The sequence below is a fragment of the Streptomyces sp. NPDC002536 genome, from assembly GCF_053594995.1.
The window spans coordinates 1-15,882 of record NZ_JBSFWU010000138.1 but is presented as its reverse complement, the minus strand read 5'-3'; the positions used below and the strand labels follow the sequence as shown (position 1 = coordinate 15,882).

General features: G+C 74.9%; 11 protein-coding genes. 7 read left to right on the top strand and 4 right to left on the bottom strand.

The window, feature by feature from the left end:
- Positions 1-211 precede the first annotated feature (211 nt).
- The 3 genes from purB (at position 212) to ACWD4B_RS32110 (ending at position 3,444) form a co-directional block, all read left to right on the top strand.
- Positions 212-1,645: an adenylosuccinate lyase gene (gene purB, locus ACWD4B_RS32120; RefSeq protein WP_451424071.1), complete on the top strand. Its 1,434-nt coding sequence runs from the start codon at positions 212-214 to the stop codon at positions 1,643-1,645.
- 3 nt (positions 1,646-1,648) lie between these two features.
- The gene (mug, locus tag ACWD4B_RS32115) at positions 1,649-2,188 is read left to right on the top strand and encodes a G/U mismatch-specific DNA glycosylase (protein WP_451424070.1); all 540 of its coding nucleotides are present in this window, start codon (positions 1,649-1,651) and stop codon (positions 2,186-2,188) included.
- Between the two features lie 89 nt (positions 2,189-2,277).
- Positions 2,278-3,444 (top strand): ROK family transcriptional regulator, encoded by a 1,167-nt coding sequence (locus ACWD4B_RS32110; RefSeq protein ID WP_451424069.1) that lies wholly within the window; start codon positions 2,278-2,280, stop codon positions 3,442-3,444.
- 102 nt (positions 3,445-3,546) lie between these two features.
- Here ACWD4B_RS32110 and ACWD4B_RS32105 read toward each other — a convergent pair whose 3' ends face one another.
- Positions 3,547-4,293 carry a GntR family transcriptional regulator gene (locus ACWD4B_RS32105; RefSeq protein WP_451424068.1) on the bottom strand — a complete coding sequence of 249 codons (747 nt, stop codon included), beginning with the start codon at positions 4,291-4,293 and terminating at the stop codon, positions 3,547-3,549.
- Positions 4,294-4,587: 294 nt separating this feature from the next.
- Complete coding sequence (sigJ, locus tag ACWD4B_RS32100; RefSeq protein ID WP_451424067.1) at positions 4,588-5,511, bottom strand: RNA polymerase sigma factor SigJ; 924 nt, start codon at positions 5,509-5,511, stop codon at positions 4,588-4,590.
- A 107-nt stretch (positions 5,512-5,618) separates the two neighbouring features.
- Here sigJ and ACWD4B_RS32095 point away from each other — a divergent pair, with 107 nt between their 5' ends.
- The 4 genes from ACWD4B_RS32095 to ACWD4B_RS32080 all read left to right on the top strand — a co-directional run bounded on the left by ACWD4B_RS32095 (position 5,619) and on the right by ACWD4B_RS32080 (position 11,146).
- Positions 5,619-6,458: an alpha/beta fold hydrolase gene (locus ACWD4B_RS32095; protein ID WP_451424066.1), complete on the top strand. Its 840-nt coding sequence runs from the start codon at positions 5,619-5,621 to the stop codon at positions 6,456-6,458.
- 98 nt (positions 6,459-6,556) lie between these two features.
- Positions 6,557-7,942, top strand: a complete 1,386-nt coding sequence (locus ACWD4B_RS32090) for a dihydrolipoyl dehydrogenase family protein (protein WP_451424065.1) — start codon at positions 6,557-6,559, stop codon at positions 7,940-7,942.
- Between the two features lie 109 nt (positions 7,943-8,051).
- Positions 8,052-9,428: a GNAT family N-acetyltransferase gene (locus ACWD4B_RS32085; RefSeq protein WP_451424064.1), complete on the top strand. Its 1,377-nt coding sequence runs from the start codon at positions 8,052-8,054 to the stop codon at positions 9,426-9,428.
- A gap of 32 nt (positions 9,429-9,460) precedes the next feature.
- Positions 9,461-11,146: a DUF885 domain-containing protein gene (locus tag ACWD4B_RS32080; protein ID WP_451424063.1), complete on the top strand. Its 1,686-nt coding sequence runs from the start codon at positions 9,461-9,463 to the stop codon at positions 11,144-11,146.
- A gap of 76 nt (positions 11,147-11,222) precedes the next feature.
- Here the strand turns inward: ACWD4B_RS32080 and ACWD4B_RS32075 are convergent, their stop codons facing one another.
- Positions 11,223-14,312: an AAA family ATPase gene (locus ACWD4B_RS32075; protein WP_451424062.1), complete on the bottom strand. Its 3,090-nt coding sequence runs from the start codon at positions 14,310-14,312 to the stop codon at positions 11,223-11,225.
- Positions 14,309-15,475, bottom strand: coding sequence for an exonuclease SbcCD subunit D (locus ACWD4B_RS32070; RefSeq protein ID WP_451424061.1), 1,167 nt, complete (start codon positions 15,473-15,475; stop codon positions 14,309-14,311). The genes ACWD4B_RS32075 and ACWD4B_RS32070 overlap by 4 nt, the downstream gene beginning before the upstream one ends.
- Positions 15,476-15,882 lie beyond the last annotated feature (407 nt).

Below are 15,882 nucleotides of genomic sequence, written 5' to 3'. Positions count from 1 at the left end.
GCCCTCGCGTTGGGGGTCTCTGTGCACCTGCAGTTCCCCGGTTTTGTGGCCCCCGCGCCCGTGGTCCGTAACGGTGTCCGCGCGCCCCTTCGGGCCCCGGGGAACTGCGCGAGCAACCACGCACGGTCCGCAGACGACGGACGGCCTCGTAGCAACCCACAACCACCACCGGTGGCCCGGCCTGCGTGAACCGCCAGTAGAATCTGGTCACGTGACTGTAAAGCCTCGTATCCCCAACGTTCTGGCCGGCCGCTACGCCTCCGCGGAGCTCGCCGTCCTGTGGTCCCCCGAGTACAAGGTGACGCTGGAGCGGAAGCTGTGGCTCGCCGTGCTCCGCGCCCAGAAGGACCTGGGGGTCGAGGTGCCGGACACGGCCCTCGCCGACTACGAGCGGGTCCTGGAGCAGGTCGACCTGGCCTCGATCGCCGAGCGCGAGAAGGTCACCCGGCACGACGTGAAGGCCCGCATCGAGGAGTTCAACGCCCTCGCCGGCCACGAGCACGTGCACAAGGGCATGACCTCCCGCGACCTCACCGAGAACGTGGAGCAGCTGCAGATCCGGCTGTCCCTGGAGCATGTCCAGGGCCGCACGGTCGCCGTGCTGGCGCGGCTCGGGAAGCTGGCGGCCGAGCACGCCGAGCTGGTCATGGCGGGCCGCTCGCACAACGTGGCCGCCCAGGCCACCACCCTCGGCAAGCGTTTCGCCACCACGGCCGACGAGCTGCTGGTCGCCTACGGGCGTACCGAGGAGCTCCTCGCCCGCTATCCGCTGCGCGGCATCAAGGGCCCGGTCGGCACCGCCCAGGACATGCTCGACCTGCTCGGCGGCGACGCCGCCAAGCTCGCGCAGCTGGAGGAGCGCATCGCGCAGCACCTCGGCTTCGGCCGGGCCTTCACCTCCGTCGGCCAGGTCTACCCGCGCTCCCTCGACTACGACGTCGTGACCGCGCTGGTGCAGCTCGCGGCCGCGCCGTCCTCGCTGGCGAAGACGATCCGGCTGATGGCCGGGCACGAGCTGGTGACCGAGGGCTTCAAGCCGGGCCAGGTCGGCTCCTCGGCGATGCCGCACAAGATGAACACCCGCTCCTGCGAGCGCGTCAACGGCTTGATGGTGATCCTGCGCGGCTACGCGTCGATGACCGGCGAGCTGGCGGGCGACCAGTGGAACGAGGGCGACGTCTCCTGCTCCGTGGTGCGCCGCGTCGCGCTGCCGGACGCGTTCTTCGCGCTGGACGGCCTGCTGGAGACGTTCCTCACCGTGCTCGACGAGTTCGGCGCCTTCCCGGCCGTCGTCGCCCGTGAGCTGGACCGCTACCTGCCCTTCCTCGCCACCACCAAGGTCCTGATGGGCGCGGTGCGCGCGGGTGTCGGCCGTGAGGTCGCGCACGAGGCCATCAAGGAGCACGCGGTGGCGTCCGCGCTGGCCATGCGCGAGCAGGGTGCCGAGCGCAACGAGCTGCTCGACAAGCTGGCCGCGGACGAGCGCATCCCGCTCGACCGTGCCGCGCTGGACGCGCTGATGGCCGACAAGCTGTCGTTCACCGGTGCCGCGGCCGACCAGGCCGCCTCGGTCGTCTCCCGCATCGAGGAGATCGCCAAGCAGCACCCGGAGGCGGCCGCCTACACGCCGGGCGCCATCCTGTAACGCATGACTCCCGAAGAGCTCGAAGCCGCCCGCGACCGCCTCGTCCCCGACGTGGCCGCGGGCGGTCTGCGCGTCCTGTTCTGCGGCATCAACCCGGGCCTGATGACGGCCGCCACGGGCCATCACTTCGCCCGGCCCGGCAACCGGTTCTGGCCCGTCCTGCACGCGTCGGGCTTCACCCCGCGCCGGCTCCACCCCTCGGAGCAGGAGGAGTTGCTCGCCTACGGGCTCGGCATCACCAATGTGGTGGCGCGGGCGACCGCGAAGGCCGACGAGCTGAGCGCCGAGGAGTTCCGCGAGGGCGGGCGGCTGCTGCGGGAGAAGGTGGCCCGGCTGCAGCCGCGTTGGCTGGCCGTGGCCGGGGTGACCGCCTACCGCACCGCCTTCGGCGACAAGCGCGCCGCCATAGGTCCGCAGGAGCGGACGATCGGGGACACCCGGATCTGGGCCCTGCCCAACCCCAGCGGTCTCAACGCGCATTGGACGCTCGCGACGATGGCCGAGGAGTTCGGCCGGCTGCGCGCGGCGGCCGAGGCCGACTGAACCGACGCGTCCGGACGCTCGCCGCCCGGACGCGCACCGGCTACGATCCGGCAGCAGGCAAAGCGCACGCAAAGCGAGGAGGCGGCACGTTGGGGCGGCTCACCGGCGGGGATCCGTCTCTGCTGCGGCGGATCAATTCGGCCGTGGTGCTGCATGCACTGCGTGCCGCCGCGTCCCCCACGCTCACCGACCTGGTCAAGGTGACGGGCCTGTCCCGGCCGACCGTGGAGGGCGTGGTCGAGGGCCTGATCACGGCGGGCCTGGTGGCGGAGGCGCCCGTCGAGGAGGGCGCGGCGCGCCGGCAGGGACGGCCGGCGCGGCGCTTCCGGTTCCGGGTCGAGGCCGGGCATCTGCTGGGCATCGAGATCGGGGCGCACCGGATCGCCGCGCTGCTCGCGGACCTGGGCGGGCGGGTCGTGGGGTCGGCGTCGGTCGACGTCTCGGCGGCGGCTCCCGCGGACGAGCGCCTGGAGCAGGTGCGGGTCGCCGTCGAGGGGCTGCTGGAGCGGTCCGGCGTGCCGTGCGGTTCGCTGCGGGCCGTGGGCGTGGCCAGCCCCGGCATCGTGGAGGCGGACGGGACCGTCCGGCTGGGCACGGCGCTGCCGGGCTGGACCGGGCTGCCCCTCGGGGAGCGGCTGCAGCGCTCGTTCCGGTGCCCGGTGCTGGTGGAGAACGATGCCAACGCCGCGGCCGTGGCGGAGCACTGGAAGGGCGCGGCGACCGGCTCGGACGACGTCGTCTTCGTGCTCGCCGGCCTGAGCCCGGGGGCGGGTTCGCTGATCGGCGGGCGGCTGCACCGGGGTTTCGGCGGCGCGGCCGGGGAGATCGGCGCCCTGCACCTGCTGGGCCGCGAGGCCACCCCGGAGGAGGTGCTGTCCCCCACCGGGGAGCCGCTGCATCCGCTCGACGAGGCCCAGGTGGCCCGGGTGTTCGCGCTGGCGGACGAGGGCGACGAGCGCGCGCGGGCCGCGGTGGAGCGCTATCTGCGGCGCCTGGTGCACGACGTGGCGGCTCTGGTGCTGGCCCTGGACCCGGAGCTCGTGGTGGTCGGCGGCTGGGCGGCCGGCCCGGACGGGGTGCTGGAACCGCTCCGCAGGGAGCTGGCCCGTTACTGCCTGCGCCCGCCGCAGGTGGCGCAGTCGCTGCTCGGCGAGGCCGCGGTGGCGACGGGCGCCCTGCGGCTGGCCCTCGACCACGTGGAGGAACAACTCTTCGCGGTCGAGGGCACGGTCACGGCACGGCGTAGCGCCCCGTAAGGGGCGCGGGACGTCGTCTGCGGGCGCATCGTGGCTGGTCGCGCCCACGCGGCGGAGCCGCATATGTCAACAGCCCCGCGCCCCTTACGGGGCGAACCGGCCTCAGCCCGCGAGCAGTTGCACGTCCGACCCGGAGCCGCCGAACGTGAGCCGGCACGTGTCCGCCCGATAGGTGGCGACGGACACCGCCGCGGTGGCGCCGCCCGCGGCGTAGCGGGTGGTGACGACGAGGACGGGCGAGCCGGGGAGCCGGTCGAGCTGCTTGGCGTCGTCCGCGCGGGCCGAGCCCAGCTCCACGGAACGTTCCTGGCCCTCGAGTTGGATCCGCTGGAGCTCGCGCAGCACGGCGCGGGCGCGGGCCGCTCCGCCGGGCGCGTCGATGGCGGCGAGGCCCGGGACGCTCGCCGCCGGGACGTACAACAGCTCGGCGGCGACGGTCTGGCCGTGCGTCCTGCGGATGCGGCGCACCGTGTGCACGCTCTCCTCGGCGCCGGTGCCGAGGAGGCGGGCGACGGCCGCGGGCGGGGCGGCCTCGGTGCCGTCCACGGCCTGCCAGGAGTCGGCGGCGGTGCCGGGCCAGACGTGCCCGCTGTCACCGACGGCAACGCCCATGCGGGGCGGGGCGACGGTGGTGCCGACGCCGCGGCGGCGCTGGAGCCTTCCCTCCAGCTCCAGTTGCTCGAGCGCCTGCCGGAGCGTGGCCCGGGCGACGCCGAACCGGGCGGCGAGATCGCGCTCGTTGGGCAGGATCTCCCCCACGGCGAACTCGGAGTCGAGTGCGTCGCTGAGGACGGTCTTCAGGTGCCAGTACTTGGGCTCCGGCACCGATTCCAGCTGCGTGGTCCCCACCCTGTCCTCCGCAAAGGGTTTTGCGCGCTTCTTTATTAAAGGTTGTTGCAGTATGCCTGCGACCATAGGGCGGTGCGCGGGCTTGGTCAAGACCAATGCCCGTGGGTACGGTCGCGGTCACCGGCAGGCACGACGGAAGACGGCATGGCGCAACAGCGGAGGCGGCAGGGGTATCGGACCGCACAACAACGCAGCGGCCACCGGCCTGTTGCCGTTGGCCGCCGCAACTCCGGGCAGATTGAGGGAATATGCCCGCTAAATGGCGGGAGGGGGATAACGGACCGGGCGCAGCGGTTATGACCGCACCCCGGTGAGCTTGTCCGGGTTGCGCATGATGTAGACCGCCGCGACCCGCCCGTCGGCGATGCCGAGGCTGAAGACGGTGTCCGGCCGGCCCTGCGACAGCAGCACCATCGACGGAACGCCGTTGACCTCCTCGAAGCGCAGTTCCAGCCCGGGTTCCCGAAGGTTCGAGACGGCGACGAGGAAGCGGCCCACCTTGTCCGCGCTCTCGATGATGCGCAGCGCGGCCTTGGCCTTGCCGCCCGCGTCGCTGACGAGCCGGACGTCGGGCGCGAGCAGGGCCAGCAGGTCCTCCAGGCTGCCGCCGGTGGCAGCGGCGAGGAACCGCTCGGTCAGGTCGCGCTGCTGCACCGGGTCGACGTCGAAGCGCGGCCTGCGCTCGTCGACGTGCCGGCGTGCCCGGGTGGCGAGTTGGCGCACCGCCGCCTCCGAGCGGTCGAGGGCGGCGGCGATCTCCGGGAAGGGGAAGCCGAACGCCTCGCGCAGCACGAACACCGCGCGCTCCAGCGGCGAGAGGGACTCCAGGACGACGAGGAGGGCGAGCGAGACGGAGTCGGCGAGCACGGCCCGCTCGGCGGTGTCCGGGACGGTGACGTCGAAGTCGGTGGTGACGGGCTCGGGGAGCCAGGGCCCGACGTAGGCCTCACGCCGGGACTGCACCTGGCGCAGCCGGTCGAGAGCCAGCCGGGTGGTGATCCGCACCAGGTAGGCGCGGGGTTCGCGGACCTCTTCGCGATCCGCGCGGGACCAGCGCAGCCAGGCCTCCTGCACGACGTCCTCCGCGTCCGCGAAGCGGCCCAGCATGCGGTAGGCCACCCCGGTCAGGGTGGAGCGGTGTTCCTCGAAGGCGTCGAGTGCGGCGTCACGGTCGTTCACCGGCCCATCCCACCCGAACCGGGGGGCCGTTGTCCACATGAGCCGCCTCTCACCGCGGGCACCCCGGCCGCTCCGGGCTCTACCCCGCGGTAACCGTTGCTGACATCCTGTCTCACACACGTTGCGGAAGACAGAGGAGCTGCTCCATGGCCGGGACCGCCCAGACAGTGTCCTTCCCCGTCGCCACCCCGTCCGGGCGGCGGACCGTGCAGGTGGTGCACGAACGGCTCGGCAGCGGCGATCCACTGGTGCTGCTGCACGGCATCGGCCACCATCTCCAGGCCTGGGACCCGGTGGTGGGGCTCCTCGCCGCCGAACGCGACGTCATCGCCGTGGACCTGCCGGGCTTCGGCCGCTCCCCCGCCCTGCCTGAAGGCCTCTCCTACGACCTGCGGGGCGTGGTCCCCGTGCTGCGCGCCCTCTTCGAGGCGCTGGGCGTGGACCGGCCGCACGTCGTGGGCAACTCCCTCGGCGGGCTGATCGCCCTGGAGCTCGGGCACGAGAAGCTCGTACGGTCCGTCACCGCGCTCTCCCCCGCCGGTTTCTGGACCGAGGGCGAGCGCCGCTATGCCTTCACAGTGCTGCAGGCGATGCGGCGCGGGGCCCTGTCGCTGCCTCCGGGCGCGGTCGCCCGGCTGTCCCGCACCGCCGCCGGCCGGGCGGCCATGACGAGCGCCATCTACGCCCGCCCCGGGCGCCGTTCACCGGATGCCGTGGCCGCCGAGACCCGGGCGATGCGCGAGGCGACCGGTTTCGAGGCCACGCTCGCCGCCGGGCAGTCGTTGCTGTACACCCACGACGTGCCGGACGTGCCGGTCACCATCGCCTGGGGCACGCGCGACCGGGTCCTCCTGCGGCGGCAGGGGGTGCGGGCCAAGAAGGTGATTCCCGCGGCCCGGCTGGTCCGGCTGCCCGGCTGCGGGCATTGCCCCATGAACGACGACCCGGCGCTGGTCGCCCGCGTCGTCCTCGACACCTCGCGCTGACCGTGGGGCGCGGGGCGCGCGTCGCACAGTGACGCCGCCGCCCGCCGGTGGAAGGCTGGGCCCGTCCCAGTCGACTCCCGTGGGAGAGGTGCGGTGCAGTGGCCGAACAGGTGGACGTCGTCGTCATCGGCATGGGTCCGGGCGGCGAGCACGTGGCGGGACGGCTGGCCGAGTCCGGCCTGAGCGTCGTGGGCGTGGAGGCGGAGCTCGTCGGCGGCGAGTGCCCCTACTGGGCCTGCATCCCCAGCAAGATGATGATCCGCGCCGGGAACCTGCTGGCCGAGGCGCGGCGGGTGCCCGGCATGGCCGGATCCGCGCAGGTCACGGCGGACTGGGCGCCGGTGGCGGCCAGGATCCGGGACGAGGCGACGGACGACTGGAACGACCGGGTCGCGGCGGACCGCTTCACCAACAAGGGCGGCGTACTCGTCCGCGGGCGCGGCAGGCTGGCCGGGCCGGGACGGGTCGAGGTGGACGGCCCGGAGGGCGGCAGCTTCGAGGCGCGCATCGGCGTGGTGCTGGCCACCGGATCCCGCCCGCAGATCCCACCGGTGCCGGGCCTGGCGGACGTGCCGTACTGGACCAACCGGGACGCGATCGCCGCGAAGGAGCCGCCCGCCTCGCTGCTGGTGCTGGGCGGCGGCGCGATCGGCGTGGAACTGGCCCAGGTATACGGCCGGTTCGGCACCCGCGTCACCGTCGTGGAGGCGATGGACGCGCTCGTCCCCGCCGAGGAGCCGGAAGCGGGCGAGCTGCTGGCGCAGGTCCTGGCCGGCGAGGGCGTGACCCTGCGGACCGGTGCGCGGGTGGCGGCCGTGCGGCACGACGGCGAGGCCTTCACCCTGACGCTGGAGAACGGCGAGGAGCTGACGGGTGGTCAACTGCTCGTCGCCACGGGCCGCAAGGCGGACCTCTCCGCCCTGGGCCTGGAGACGGTGGGCCTCGACCCCTCCGCCCGCTCGCTGAAGACCGACGGGCGGATGCTGGCCGCACCGGGCCTGTGGGGCGTCGGCGACGTGACCGGGCACGGGGCGTTCACGCACGTCGCGATGTACGAGGCCGAGATCGCCATCCGCAGCGTGCTCGGCGACCCGGGCCCCGACGCGGACTACCGGGCGCTGCCCCGGGTGACCTTCACCGACCCGGAGGTCGGGGCGGTGGGCCTGACCGAGCGGCAGGCCCGTGAGAAGGGGCTGCCGGTGCGCACGGGCCGGTCGCGCGTGCCGGAGTCGGCGCGCGGCTGGATCCACAAGGCGGGCAACGAGGGCCTGGTCAAGCTGGTCGAGGACAGCGGCCGGGGCGTGCTCGTCGGGGCGACGACGATGGGCCCGGTGGGCGGCGAGGTGCTGTACGGTCTGGCGGTGGCGGTCCAGGCCGAGGTGCCGGTGGAGACCCTGCGGCACATGATCTTCGCGTACCCGACCTTTTATCGAGGAGTGGAGGACGCGCTGAGGGATCTCTGGTCCCAAACAGGGCCGGCGTAAATTCGGCGAAAATCCTCCTTTGCGGGCAGAAGCGCACGGACGCGTCCCTTTACCGGGCGGACACAGAGCGTTTGTGATCACGCAACACCGCTCGTCCAGGGTGGACGGCATGACCGACGAGACTCCCGCGAAGCACCGCCCCGGCCACCACTGGCGCCGCGACCTCGCCGAGATCGCGGCCCTGTTCACGGCGGTCGCCGCCGCCGACTCCGTCGCCGACACGGTCGTCCACGGCCCCGACGGCCCGGCCCTGCTCGTCGGCTCGGCGGCCGCCCTGCTGGCCACGGCCGGCCTCCACCTCTGGTGGTCCCGCCGCCGCGGCCACGCCCCGCCGGGCGACGGTACGAGCACCCCGCCACCGCCCGCCGCCCGCCCCGCACCCGCCGAGGCGGGCGACACCGCGCTGTGGCGGATGCGGACGACCGTGCGCGACGAACCCGGCAGCCTGGCCGCGCTGTGCCGGGCGCTGGCCGGGCACCGGGTCGACATCCTGGCCCTGCAGACCCACCCCCTCGCCGAGGGCACCGTCGACGAACTCCTGCTGCGCGCCCCCGCCGTGCTCGCGCCCGCGGACCTGACCCGGGCGGCCGCCGACGGCGGCGGCGAGCACACCTGGCTGGAGCGGGCGGACGCCCACGACCTGGTGGACGCCCCCACCCGGGTGCTCGCCCTCGCCACCCGCACCGCGCTCGACCCGGCCGAACTGCCGCTCGCCCTGCGGCAGCTGCTGGGCCGCTGCACCATCCGCTCGGTACCGCTGCGGCCCGCGGAGGCCGACCCGGTGCCGGAGGAGGGGACGTGGGAGGGCACGGTGATGCGGCTGCGGGACCCGGCCGGCGGGACGATCACCATCGAGCGGCCGCATCTGCCGTTCACACCCACCGAGTTCGCCCGCGCCCGGGCCCTGGTCGAGCTCGACACCCGGCTCGGCCCGCGGATGCCGGCCCGCAGCGACGTGCTGACCCTGCCCGAGGGCAACGAGATCACCGTCCGCCGGGCCGGTCTGGGCGACCTCGCCGCGGCGCGCGCGATGCACGAGCGCTGCTCCCCCGCCACGCTCGCCCGCCGCTACCACGGCCCGGTCGGCGACGCCGACCGCTACCTGCGGCACCTGCTCGGCCCGCGCTTCGGGCGCACCCTGGCCGCGTACACCCCGTCCGGCCGGCTCGTCGCCCTGGGACACCTGCTGTGGGACGGCGACGAGACCGAGGTCGCCCTGCTCGTCGAGGACGCGTGGCAGCGGCGCGGCGTCGGCGGCGAACTGCTGGGCCGGCTGGTGGCCCTGGCCACGGAGGCCGGCTGTGCCCGCGTCTACGCCGTCACCACCGCGTCCAACACCGGCATGGTCGCGGCCATGCGGTCCCTCGGCCTGCCGCTCGACTACCAGATCGAGGAGGGCACCGTCGTCGTCACGGCCCGGCTGGCGCCCGCCCGCACGGCCGCGGGCGTGCCCGCACGAGAGTCGGTCCAGCGCAAATCCCCCTGACACGGACGCACTTCGCGTACGAGGATGTGCGCATGCCGAAGACCACAAGCAGCCAGCTGCCCCGCCGGATCGCCGACGCCCACGTCGACGCGACCGTCGCCCTCGACCCCATCACCGGCACCATGCTCGGAACGGCGGAGTCCGCCCGGCGGCTCCCCGACTTCTCGCCCGACGGGCAGCAGGAACTGGCCGATCTGGCCCGCACGACGCTCAAGAGCCTCACGGGGGCCGAGGCGCAGCCGGGGGCGGACAGCGGCGTCGAGCGGCGCTGCGCCCGGCTGCTGCGCGAGCGGCTGACCGCCGAACTCGCCGTGCACGAAGCCGGGGAGCCGCTGCGCGCCGTCAGCAACATCCACTCGCCCCTGCACTCGGTGCGCGAGGTCTTCACCATGATGCCCACCGACACCGCCGACGACTGGGCGGCGGTCGCCGCACGGCTGCAGGCCGTGCCGGCCGCGCTGGAGGGCTACCGGGCCTCGCTGGCCGAGGGGATCCGCCGCGGGCTGCCGGGCGGCCCGCGCCAGGTGTCCACCGTGCTCGGGCAGTTGGACGAGTGGATCGGTACGGGGAACGGCTGGTTCGGCGACTTCACCGCCGCGGGCCCTGAGCAGTTGCGCTCCGAGCTGGACAAGGCCGCCGCCACCGCCACAGGCGGCCTGGCCGCCCTGCGCGACTGGCTGCGCGACGTCTACGCCCCGGCCGTCGAGGGCGCCCCGGACGTCGTGGGCCGCGAGCGCTACGCCCGCTGGTCGCGCTACTGGAACGGCACCGATCTCGATCTGGACGAGGCGTACGCGTACGGCTGGTCCGAATACCACCGGCTCCTCGGCGAGATGCGCACCGAAGCGGCGAAGATCCTGCCGGGCGCGCGGACCCCGTGGGAGGCGCTGGCCCATCTCGACGTCCACGGCCGGCACATCGAGGGCGTCGAGGAGGTGCGCGTCTGGCTCCAGGGGCTCATGGACGAGGCGATCGACGCGCTCGACGGCACCCACTTCGAACTGGCCGAGCGGGTACGGCGCGTGGAGTCGCGCATCGCCCCGCCGGGCGGCGCGGCGGCCCCGTACTACAGCCAGCCGTCGGAGGACTTCTCCCGGCCGGGCCGCACCTGGCTGCCCACCATGGGCGACACCCGCTTCCCCGTGTACGACCTGGTCTCCACCTGGTACCACGAGGGCGTCCCCGGCCACCACCTGCAGTTGGCGCAGTGGGTGCACATGGCCGACAGCCTCTCCCGCTACCAGGCCACGGTGGGCTGGGTGAGCGCCAACTGCGAGGGCTGGGCGCTGTATGCGGAGCGGCTCATGGACGAACTGGGCTTCCTCACCGACCCCGAGCGCCGACTGGGCTATCTGGACGCCCAGATGATGCGCTCCACGCGGGTCATCGTCGACATCGGCATGCACCTGGAGCTGGAGATCCCCGGCCACTCCCCCTTCCACCCGGGCGAGCGCTGGACGCCGCAGCTGGCACGGGAGTTCTTCGGCCTGCACAGCGGCCGCCCGGCCGCCTTCGTCGACAGCGAGCTCGTCCGCTACCAGGGCATGCCCGCCCAGGCCATCGGCTACAAGCTGGGCGAACGCGCCTGGCTCGCGGGCCGGGAGGCGGCCCGCACGGCCCGGGGCGCCGCGTTCGACCTCAAGGCCTGGCACATGGCGGCGCTGTCGCAGGGCTCGCTGGGGCTGGACGATCTGGTGGCGGAGCTGTCGGTGCTCTGACGGGGCGCCCCGTAAGGGGCGCGAGGAACTGCGCGACCAGCCACGACGCACGCGCAGTCAGAGTCCCCCGCGCCCCCTACGGGGCATCGGCGCCGGCCGTCCGGTGCCGCACGGCCGAGCCCGACCGACCCTTGACGACCTGCAGTTGCGCGGGGATGCGCTGCCGCAGGTCGGCGACGTGGCTGACGATGCCGACCGTGCGGTCCCGCTCGCGCAGCGAGTCCAGCACGTCGAGCACCTCGTCCAGGGTCTGTTCGTCCAGGGTGCCGAAGCCCTCGTCGATGAAGAGGGTGTCCAGGCGAGTGCCGCCCGCCTCCTCGGTGACGACGTCGGCGAGGCCGAGCGCGAGGGCGAGCGAGGCGAAGAAGGTCTCCCCGCCCGAGAGGGTCGCGGTGTCGCGGGCGCGGCCCGTCCAGGCGTCGACGACGTGCAGACCCAGCCCCGAGCGGCTGCGGCCGCCGGCCCGGGCGTCGGAGTGCACAAGCGTGTAACGGCCGCCCGACATGCGGTGCAGGCGTACGGTCGCGGCGGCCGCGACCTGTTCGAGGCGGGCGGCCAGGACGTAGGACTCCAGACGCATCTTGCGCTCGTTGCGCGCGGAGGTGCCCGCGGTGAGCGCGGCGAGGCCCGCGACGCGGTGGTGCTCCTCGCGCAGCGGGGCGAGCCGCACGGCGTCCGCGGCGGCCCGGCGGGAGAGCCGGTCCAGTTCCGCGCAGCGGGTCCGGGCGGCGGCGTCCCGGGCGGCGGCCTCCTGCAGCCTGCGGGTCGCCGCATCGGCGGCGGCCTGGGCGGCACCGGGGTCGGCGGGCGGCTGCGCGGCGGCGGCCGCCAGGCCCGGATCGGCCAACTCGGCGGCGACGGCGGCCTCCTCGCTGTGCCGGCGGTCGAGGCGCTCCTGAAGCCGCTGCTGGTCAGCGGACTCCAGCAGGGCGCCGGCCGCCTGGCCGGGGGTGTCGAACCCGGCACGGTAGGAGGCGTCGGCGAGCCGGTCGTCGGCCTCCTTGAGGCGGCCCGCAGCGGCCTCCGCGCCGCGCACGGCCTCGGCCGCCCCGGCGAGGCGGGCCGACTGCCGCTCCAGCAGCGCCGCACGGCGCTCCACGGTCTCCTCGCCTCCGCGCGCCTGCATCAACTCCTCTTCCAGGGAGCGGAGTTCACGGTCCAGGTCCTCGCGGTGCGAGGTGCGGGCGGCGATGCGCAGCTGGGCGTCCTGCTGCTCGCGGCGGCGGCGCTCGTACTCGTGCTCGGCACCGGCCAGCGCCTCCCGTGCGGGGTGCAGGTCCGCGGCGGCGGCCCGCGTCTCCGCGAGGGCGCGCTCCGACGCGGCGGCTTCCTCGGCCAGTTCGGCGGTGGGGGCCGTGCCCGCGGTGGCGGTCGCGGCGGCGAGGGCCTCGCGCAGCGTCTGCAGCTGCCGTGCCGCCTCGTCGCGGAGCGTGTCGGCCTGCTGCGAGGCGTCCAGTGCGGCTTCTTCGGCCGCCCGGTCCGGGTGCTCGGCCGTCGCGCGGGCGGGGGCGGGGTGTTCGGTGGCGCCGCACACGGCGCACGGGGCACCGGGTTCCAGTCCGGCGGCCAGTTCGGCGGCGATGCCGCGCAGGCGGCGGTCCTTGAGCTCCAGCCAGTGCTCGCGGGCGGCGGCGGCCTGCTCGCGGGCGTGCAGCAACCGGGCCTCGACCTCGGTGGTTTCACCGGTGAGCGCGTCCCGGCGCCGGGCGGCGGCGAGCCGTTCCCGGGCGGGACCGGTGCGGCTGCCGAGCTGCTCGGCCCGCGCGGCCGCCTCCTGGGCCGCGTCGGCCCGCTGCCGGAGGGCGTGCCGCCGGCCGTCCCAGTCGGCGAGCCAGGCTCCGGCCTCGGCGACGGCCTCCTCGTCGGCCCGCGCCTCGCGGTCCAGCCGGGCGGCCTCCGCGGTGACGGCTGCGGCCCGCTGCTCGGCGCGGCGGGCGGCGGCGAGCGACCCGAGCTCCTCGCGGAACCTGCGTTCCAGGGCGGCGAGTTGCTCGCCGCCCGCGTCCCGGTGCTCCTCGGGCAGCCGGTGGCGTGCCGCCGACTCGGCCGCGGCGGCGGCGCGGTGGGCCCGGCCGGCCTCGTCGCGCAGCTCCAGCGCGGGCGCGACCGCCTCGGCGGCCCGCGCCTGTGCCAGCCGCCCGCGCACCGGCTCCAGTTCCCCGCGCTGCTCGGCGAGCACGGCGGCCCGCTGCCGGGCCCCCTCGTACCGGCGCTGCAGACGCGCCAGTTCACGGGCCTCCTCGGCGCGCCCGTGCGCGGCACGGTGGTCCTGCTCGGCGGCGCGGAGGGCGAGGGCGGCGATGTCACGCCCCTCGCGGGCGTGCGCCCGCGCGAGCGCCGCCCACTCGAGAATGGCGTCGACGAGCCCGGGTTCCCCGGCGCCGAGGGGCGCCTCGGCGGCACGGGGGCCCGGGACTGCGGCACGGGTGCGCGAAGCCTCCGCCCGTGACGGCACCGGTGTGCCGACCTCCGGCAGGGACGGGTCCGCCGCGGCCTGTCGCATCCGGTGGGCCAGCGCGAGCAGTTGCTCGTCCCCCGCGCGGACGCCCGCCTCCGCCGCGCGGCGCTGTTCCGCCAGGTGGTTCTCCACCGCGGCGAAGCGGCCCGTGTCGAAGAGCCTGCCCAGCAGCCGACTGCGGGCGGCGTCCTCGGCCCGCAGGAAGCGGGCGAAGTCGCCCTGCGGCAACAGCACGACCTGGCAGAACTGTTCGCGGCTCATGCCGAGGAGCTGGGTGATCTCCTCACCGATCTCCTGGTGCGAGCGGCTCAGCCCCTTCCACTCCCCGCCGTCGCCCGTGGCCGTGCGCTCGCGCAGCGCGCTGTAGGCCTTCTCGCGGGTGGAGCCGGTGCCCTTCTTCTTGGGGCGCAGCTGCTCGGGCCGCCGGGTGATCTCCAGCCGCCGTCCGCCGACGGTGAGTTCGAGCGCCACCTCGGTGGGCAGGTCCGCGGCGGCGTGGTCGCTGCGCAGGCTCGGCCCGCTGCTCTGGCGGGCGCCGGGCACGCTGCCGTAGAGGGCGTAGCAGACCGCGTCGAGGACGGAGGTCTTGCCCGCACCGGTGGGGCCGTGCAGCAGGAACAGCCCGGCGTCCGACAGCGCGTCGAAGTCGACGTGCTGGGTACCGCCGAACGGCCCGAAGGCGGTGACGGTGAGCCGGTGCAGCCTCATCGGGCGGCCTCTTCGAGGGTCTCGTCCAGCCGGACGGAGTCGAGCGCGGCCGTGAGCACGGTCCGCTCGGCGTCGTCGGGTCCCAGTCCCCCGCGCACGTGGGCCACGAAGTCCTCCGCGATCTCCTGGTCGCTGCGGCCGCGCAGCCGCTGCGCGTAGGAGGCGAGCGAGTCCTCGGGGGCGTCCTCGGGGTCGAGGACGAGGCTGAGGACGTGGGGGAAGCGGTGCGCGAGACGGGCCATGGGTTCCTGGGGGCGCACGGGGTCGGTGAGGGTGGCCTCGACCCAGGCGTCCTCGTGCGCCGCGAGCGCCGGGTCGACGAGCAGCTCGTCGAGGCGGCCGCGGATCCGGGCCAGCGGGCGCGGCACCGGGCAGTCGACGCGGGTGCCGGTGACGGAGCCGGAGGCATCGAGGTCGATCAGCCACATGGTCTTGCGGTGGGCGGTCTCGGAGAAGGAGTAGGCGAGCGGCGAACCGGAGTAGCGCACGCGCTCGGTGAGGGTCTGGCAGCCGTGGAGGTGGCCGAGCGCCACGTAGTCGACGCCGTCGAAGACCTCGGGGGCCACGGCGGCGACACCGCCGACCGTGATGTCCCGCTCGCTGTCGCTGGGCGCGCCCCCGGCGACGAAGGCGTGCGCGAGCACGACGGACCGGGTCCCGGCGGGCCGGCCGGCCAGGTCGGCGCGCACCCGGTCCATGGCGGCGCCGAGCACGGCGGCGTGCCCGGCCTGGTCGGCGCCCAGCGCGTCCCGGACGAGGGCGGGTTCGAGGTAGGGCAGCCCGTAGAAGGCGACGTCGCCGTGGGCGTCGGCGAGGACGACGGGGGTGCCGCACCCGGCGGGGTCGGTGCGCAGGTGGATCCCGGCGCGGTCGATGAGCCCGGCGCCGACGCCGAGCCGACGGGCCGAGTCGTGGTTCCCGGAGATCATGACGGTGGGCACGCCGAGGTCCGCGAGCCGGTGCAGGGCCTCGTCGAACAGCTCGACGGCGGCGAGCGGCGGCACGGCACGGTCGTAGACGTCCCCGGCGACGAGCACGACGTCGGCCCGTTCGTCACGGGCGGTGCGCACGAGGTGGTCGATGAACTCCCGCTGGGCGTCCAGCAGGCCAATGCGGTGGAAGGATCGGCCCAGGTGCCAGTCCGAGGTGTGCAGAATCCTCAAGCCAGGGCTCCGACCTGCATGTTTTCTACTCCTCCGGACTCTCGGCCAGTACCGGCCCAGCACGGTACTCGATGTCGGCACCAGCTACATCGGCCCCGGACAGAACGCGGGCCGTCACCACACGCAGTGTGTCACCCGAGCCGGGCGTGAGGTGACCATAGGTGTCAGCCGTGATCCGGATCACCGCGCGCCTCTGGCCGGCGGGACGCCTCCGGCGATGGCGTCGCGTCCAGCACCTCACCACCGTGGTGGGCTCGCATCAGGCGGCCTCGGTGAGACAGCCACCTAGGGCGTCTCCGGCGGATCTTCGCGCCTCGTAAGGGGCGCGGGGAACTGCGCGACAAGCCCCCACCGGCCCGCAGCCGACGCGCCACCGCAGGGGTCCGGGGCGAAGCCCCGAGAACCTC

Excerpts from the sequence above, each read along its gene's own strand:
- mug (WP_451424070.1), top strand. The coding sequence starts at position 1,649 with ATGACTCCCGAAGAGCTCGAAGCCGCCCGCGACCGCCTCGTCCCCGAC.
- sigJ (WP_451424067.1), bottom strand. The coding sequence starts at position 5,511 with ATGTGGACAACGGCCCCCCGGTTCGGGTGGGATGGGCCGGTGAACGAC.
- ACWD4B_RS32095 (WP_451424066.1), top strand. The coding sequence starts at position 5,619 with ATGGCCGGGACCGCCCAGACAGTGTCCTTCCCCGTCGCCACCCCGTCC.
- ACWD4B_RS32085 (WP_451424064.1), top strand. The coding sequence starts at position 8,052 with ATGACCGACGAGACTCCCGCGAAGCACCGCCCCGGCCACCACTGGCGC.
- ACWD4B_RS32080 (WP_451424063.1), top strand. The coding sequence starts at position 9,461 with ATGCCGAAGACCACAAGCAGCCAGCTGCCCCGCCGGATCGCCGACGCC.
- ACWD4B_RS32075 (WP_451424062.1), bottom strand. The coding sequence starts at position 14,312 with ATGAGGCTGCACCGGCTCACCGTCACCGCCTTCGGGCCGTTCGGCGGT.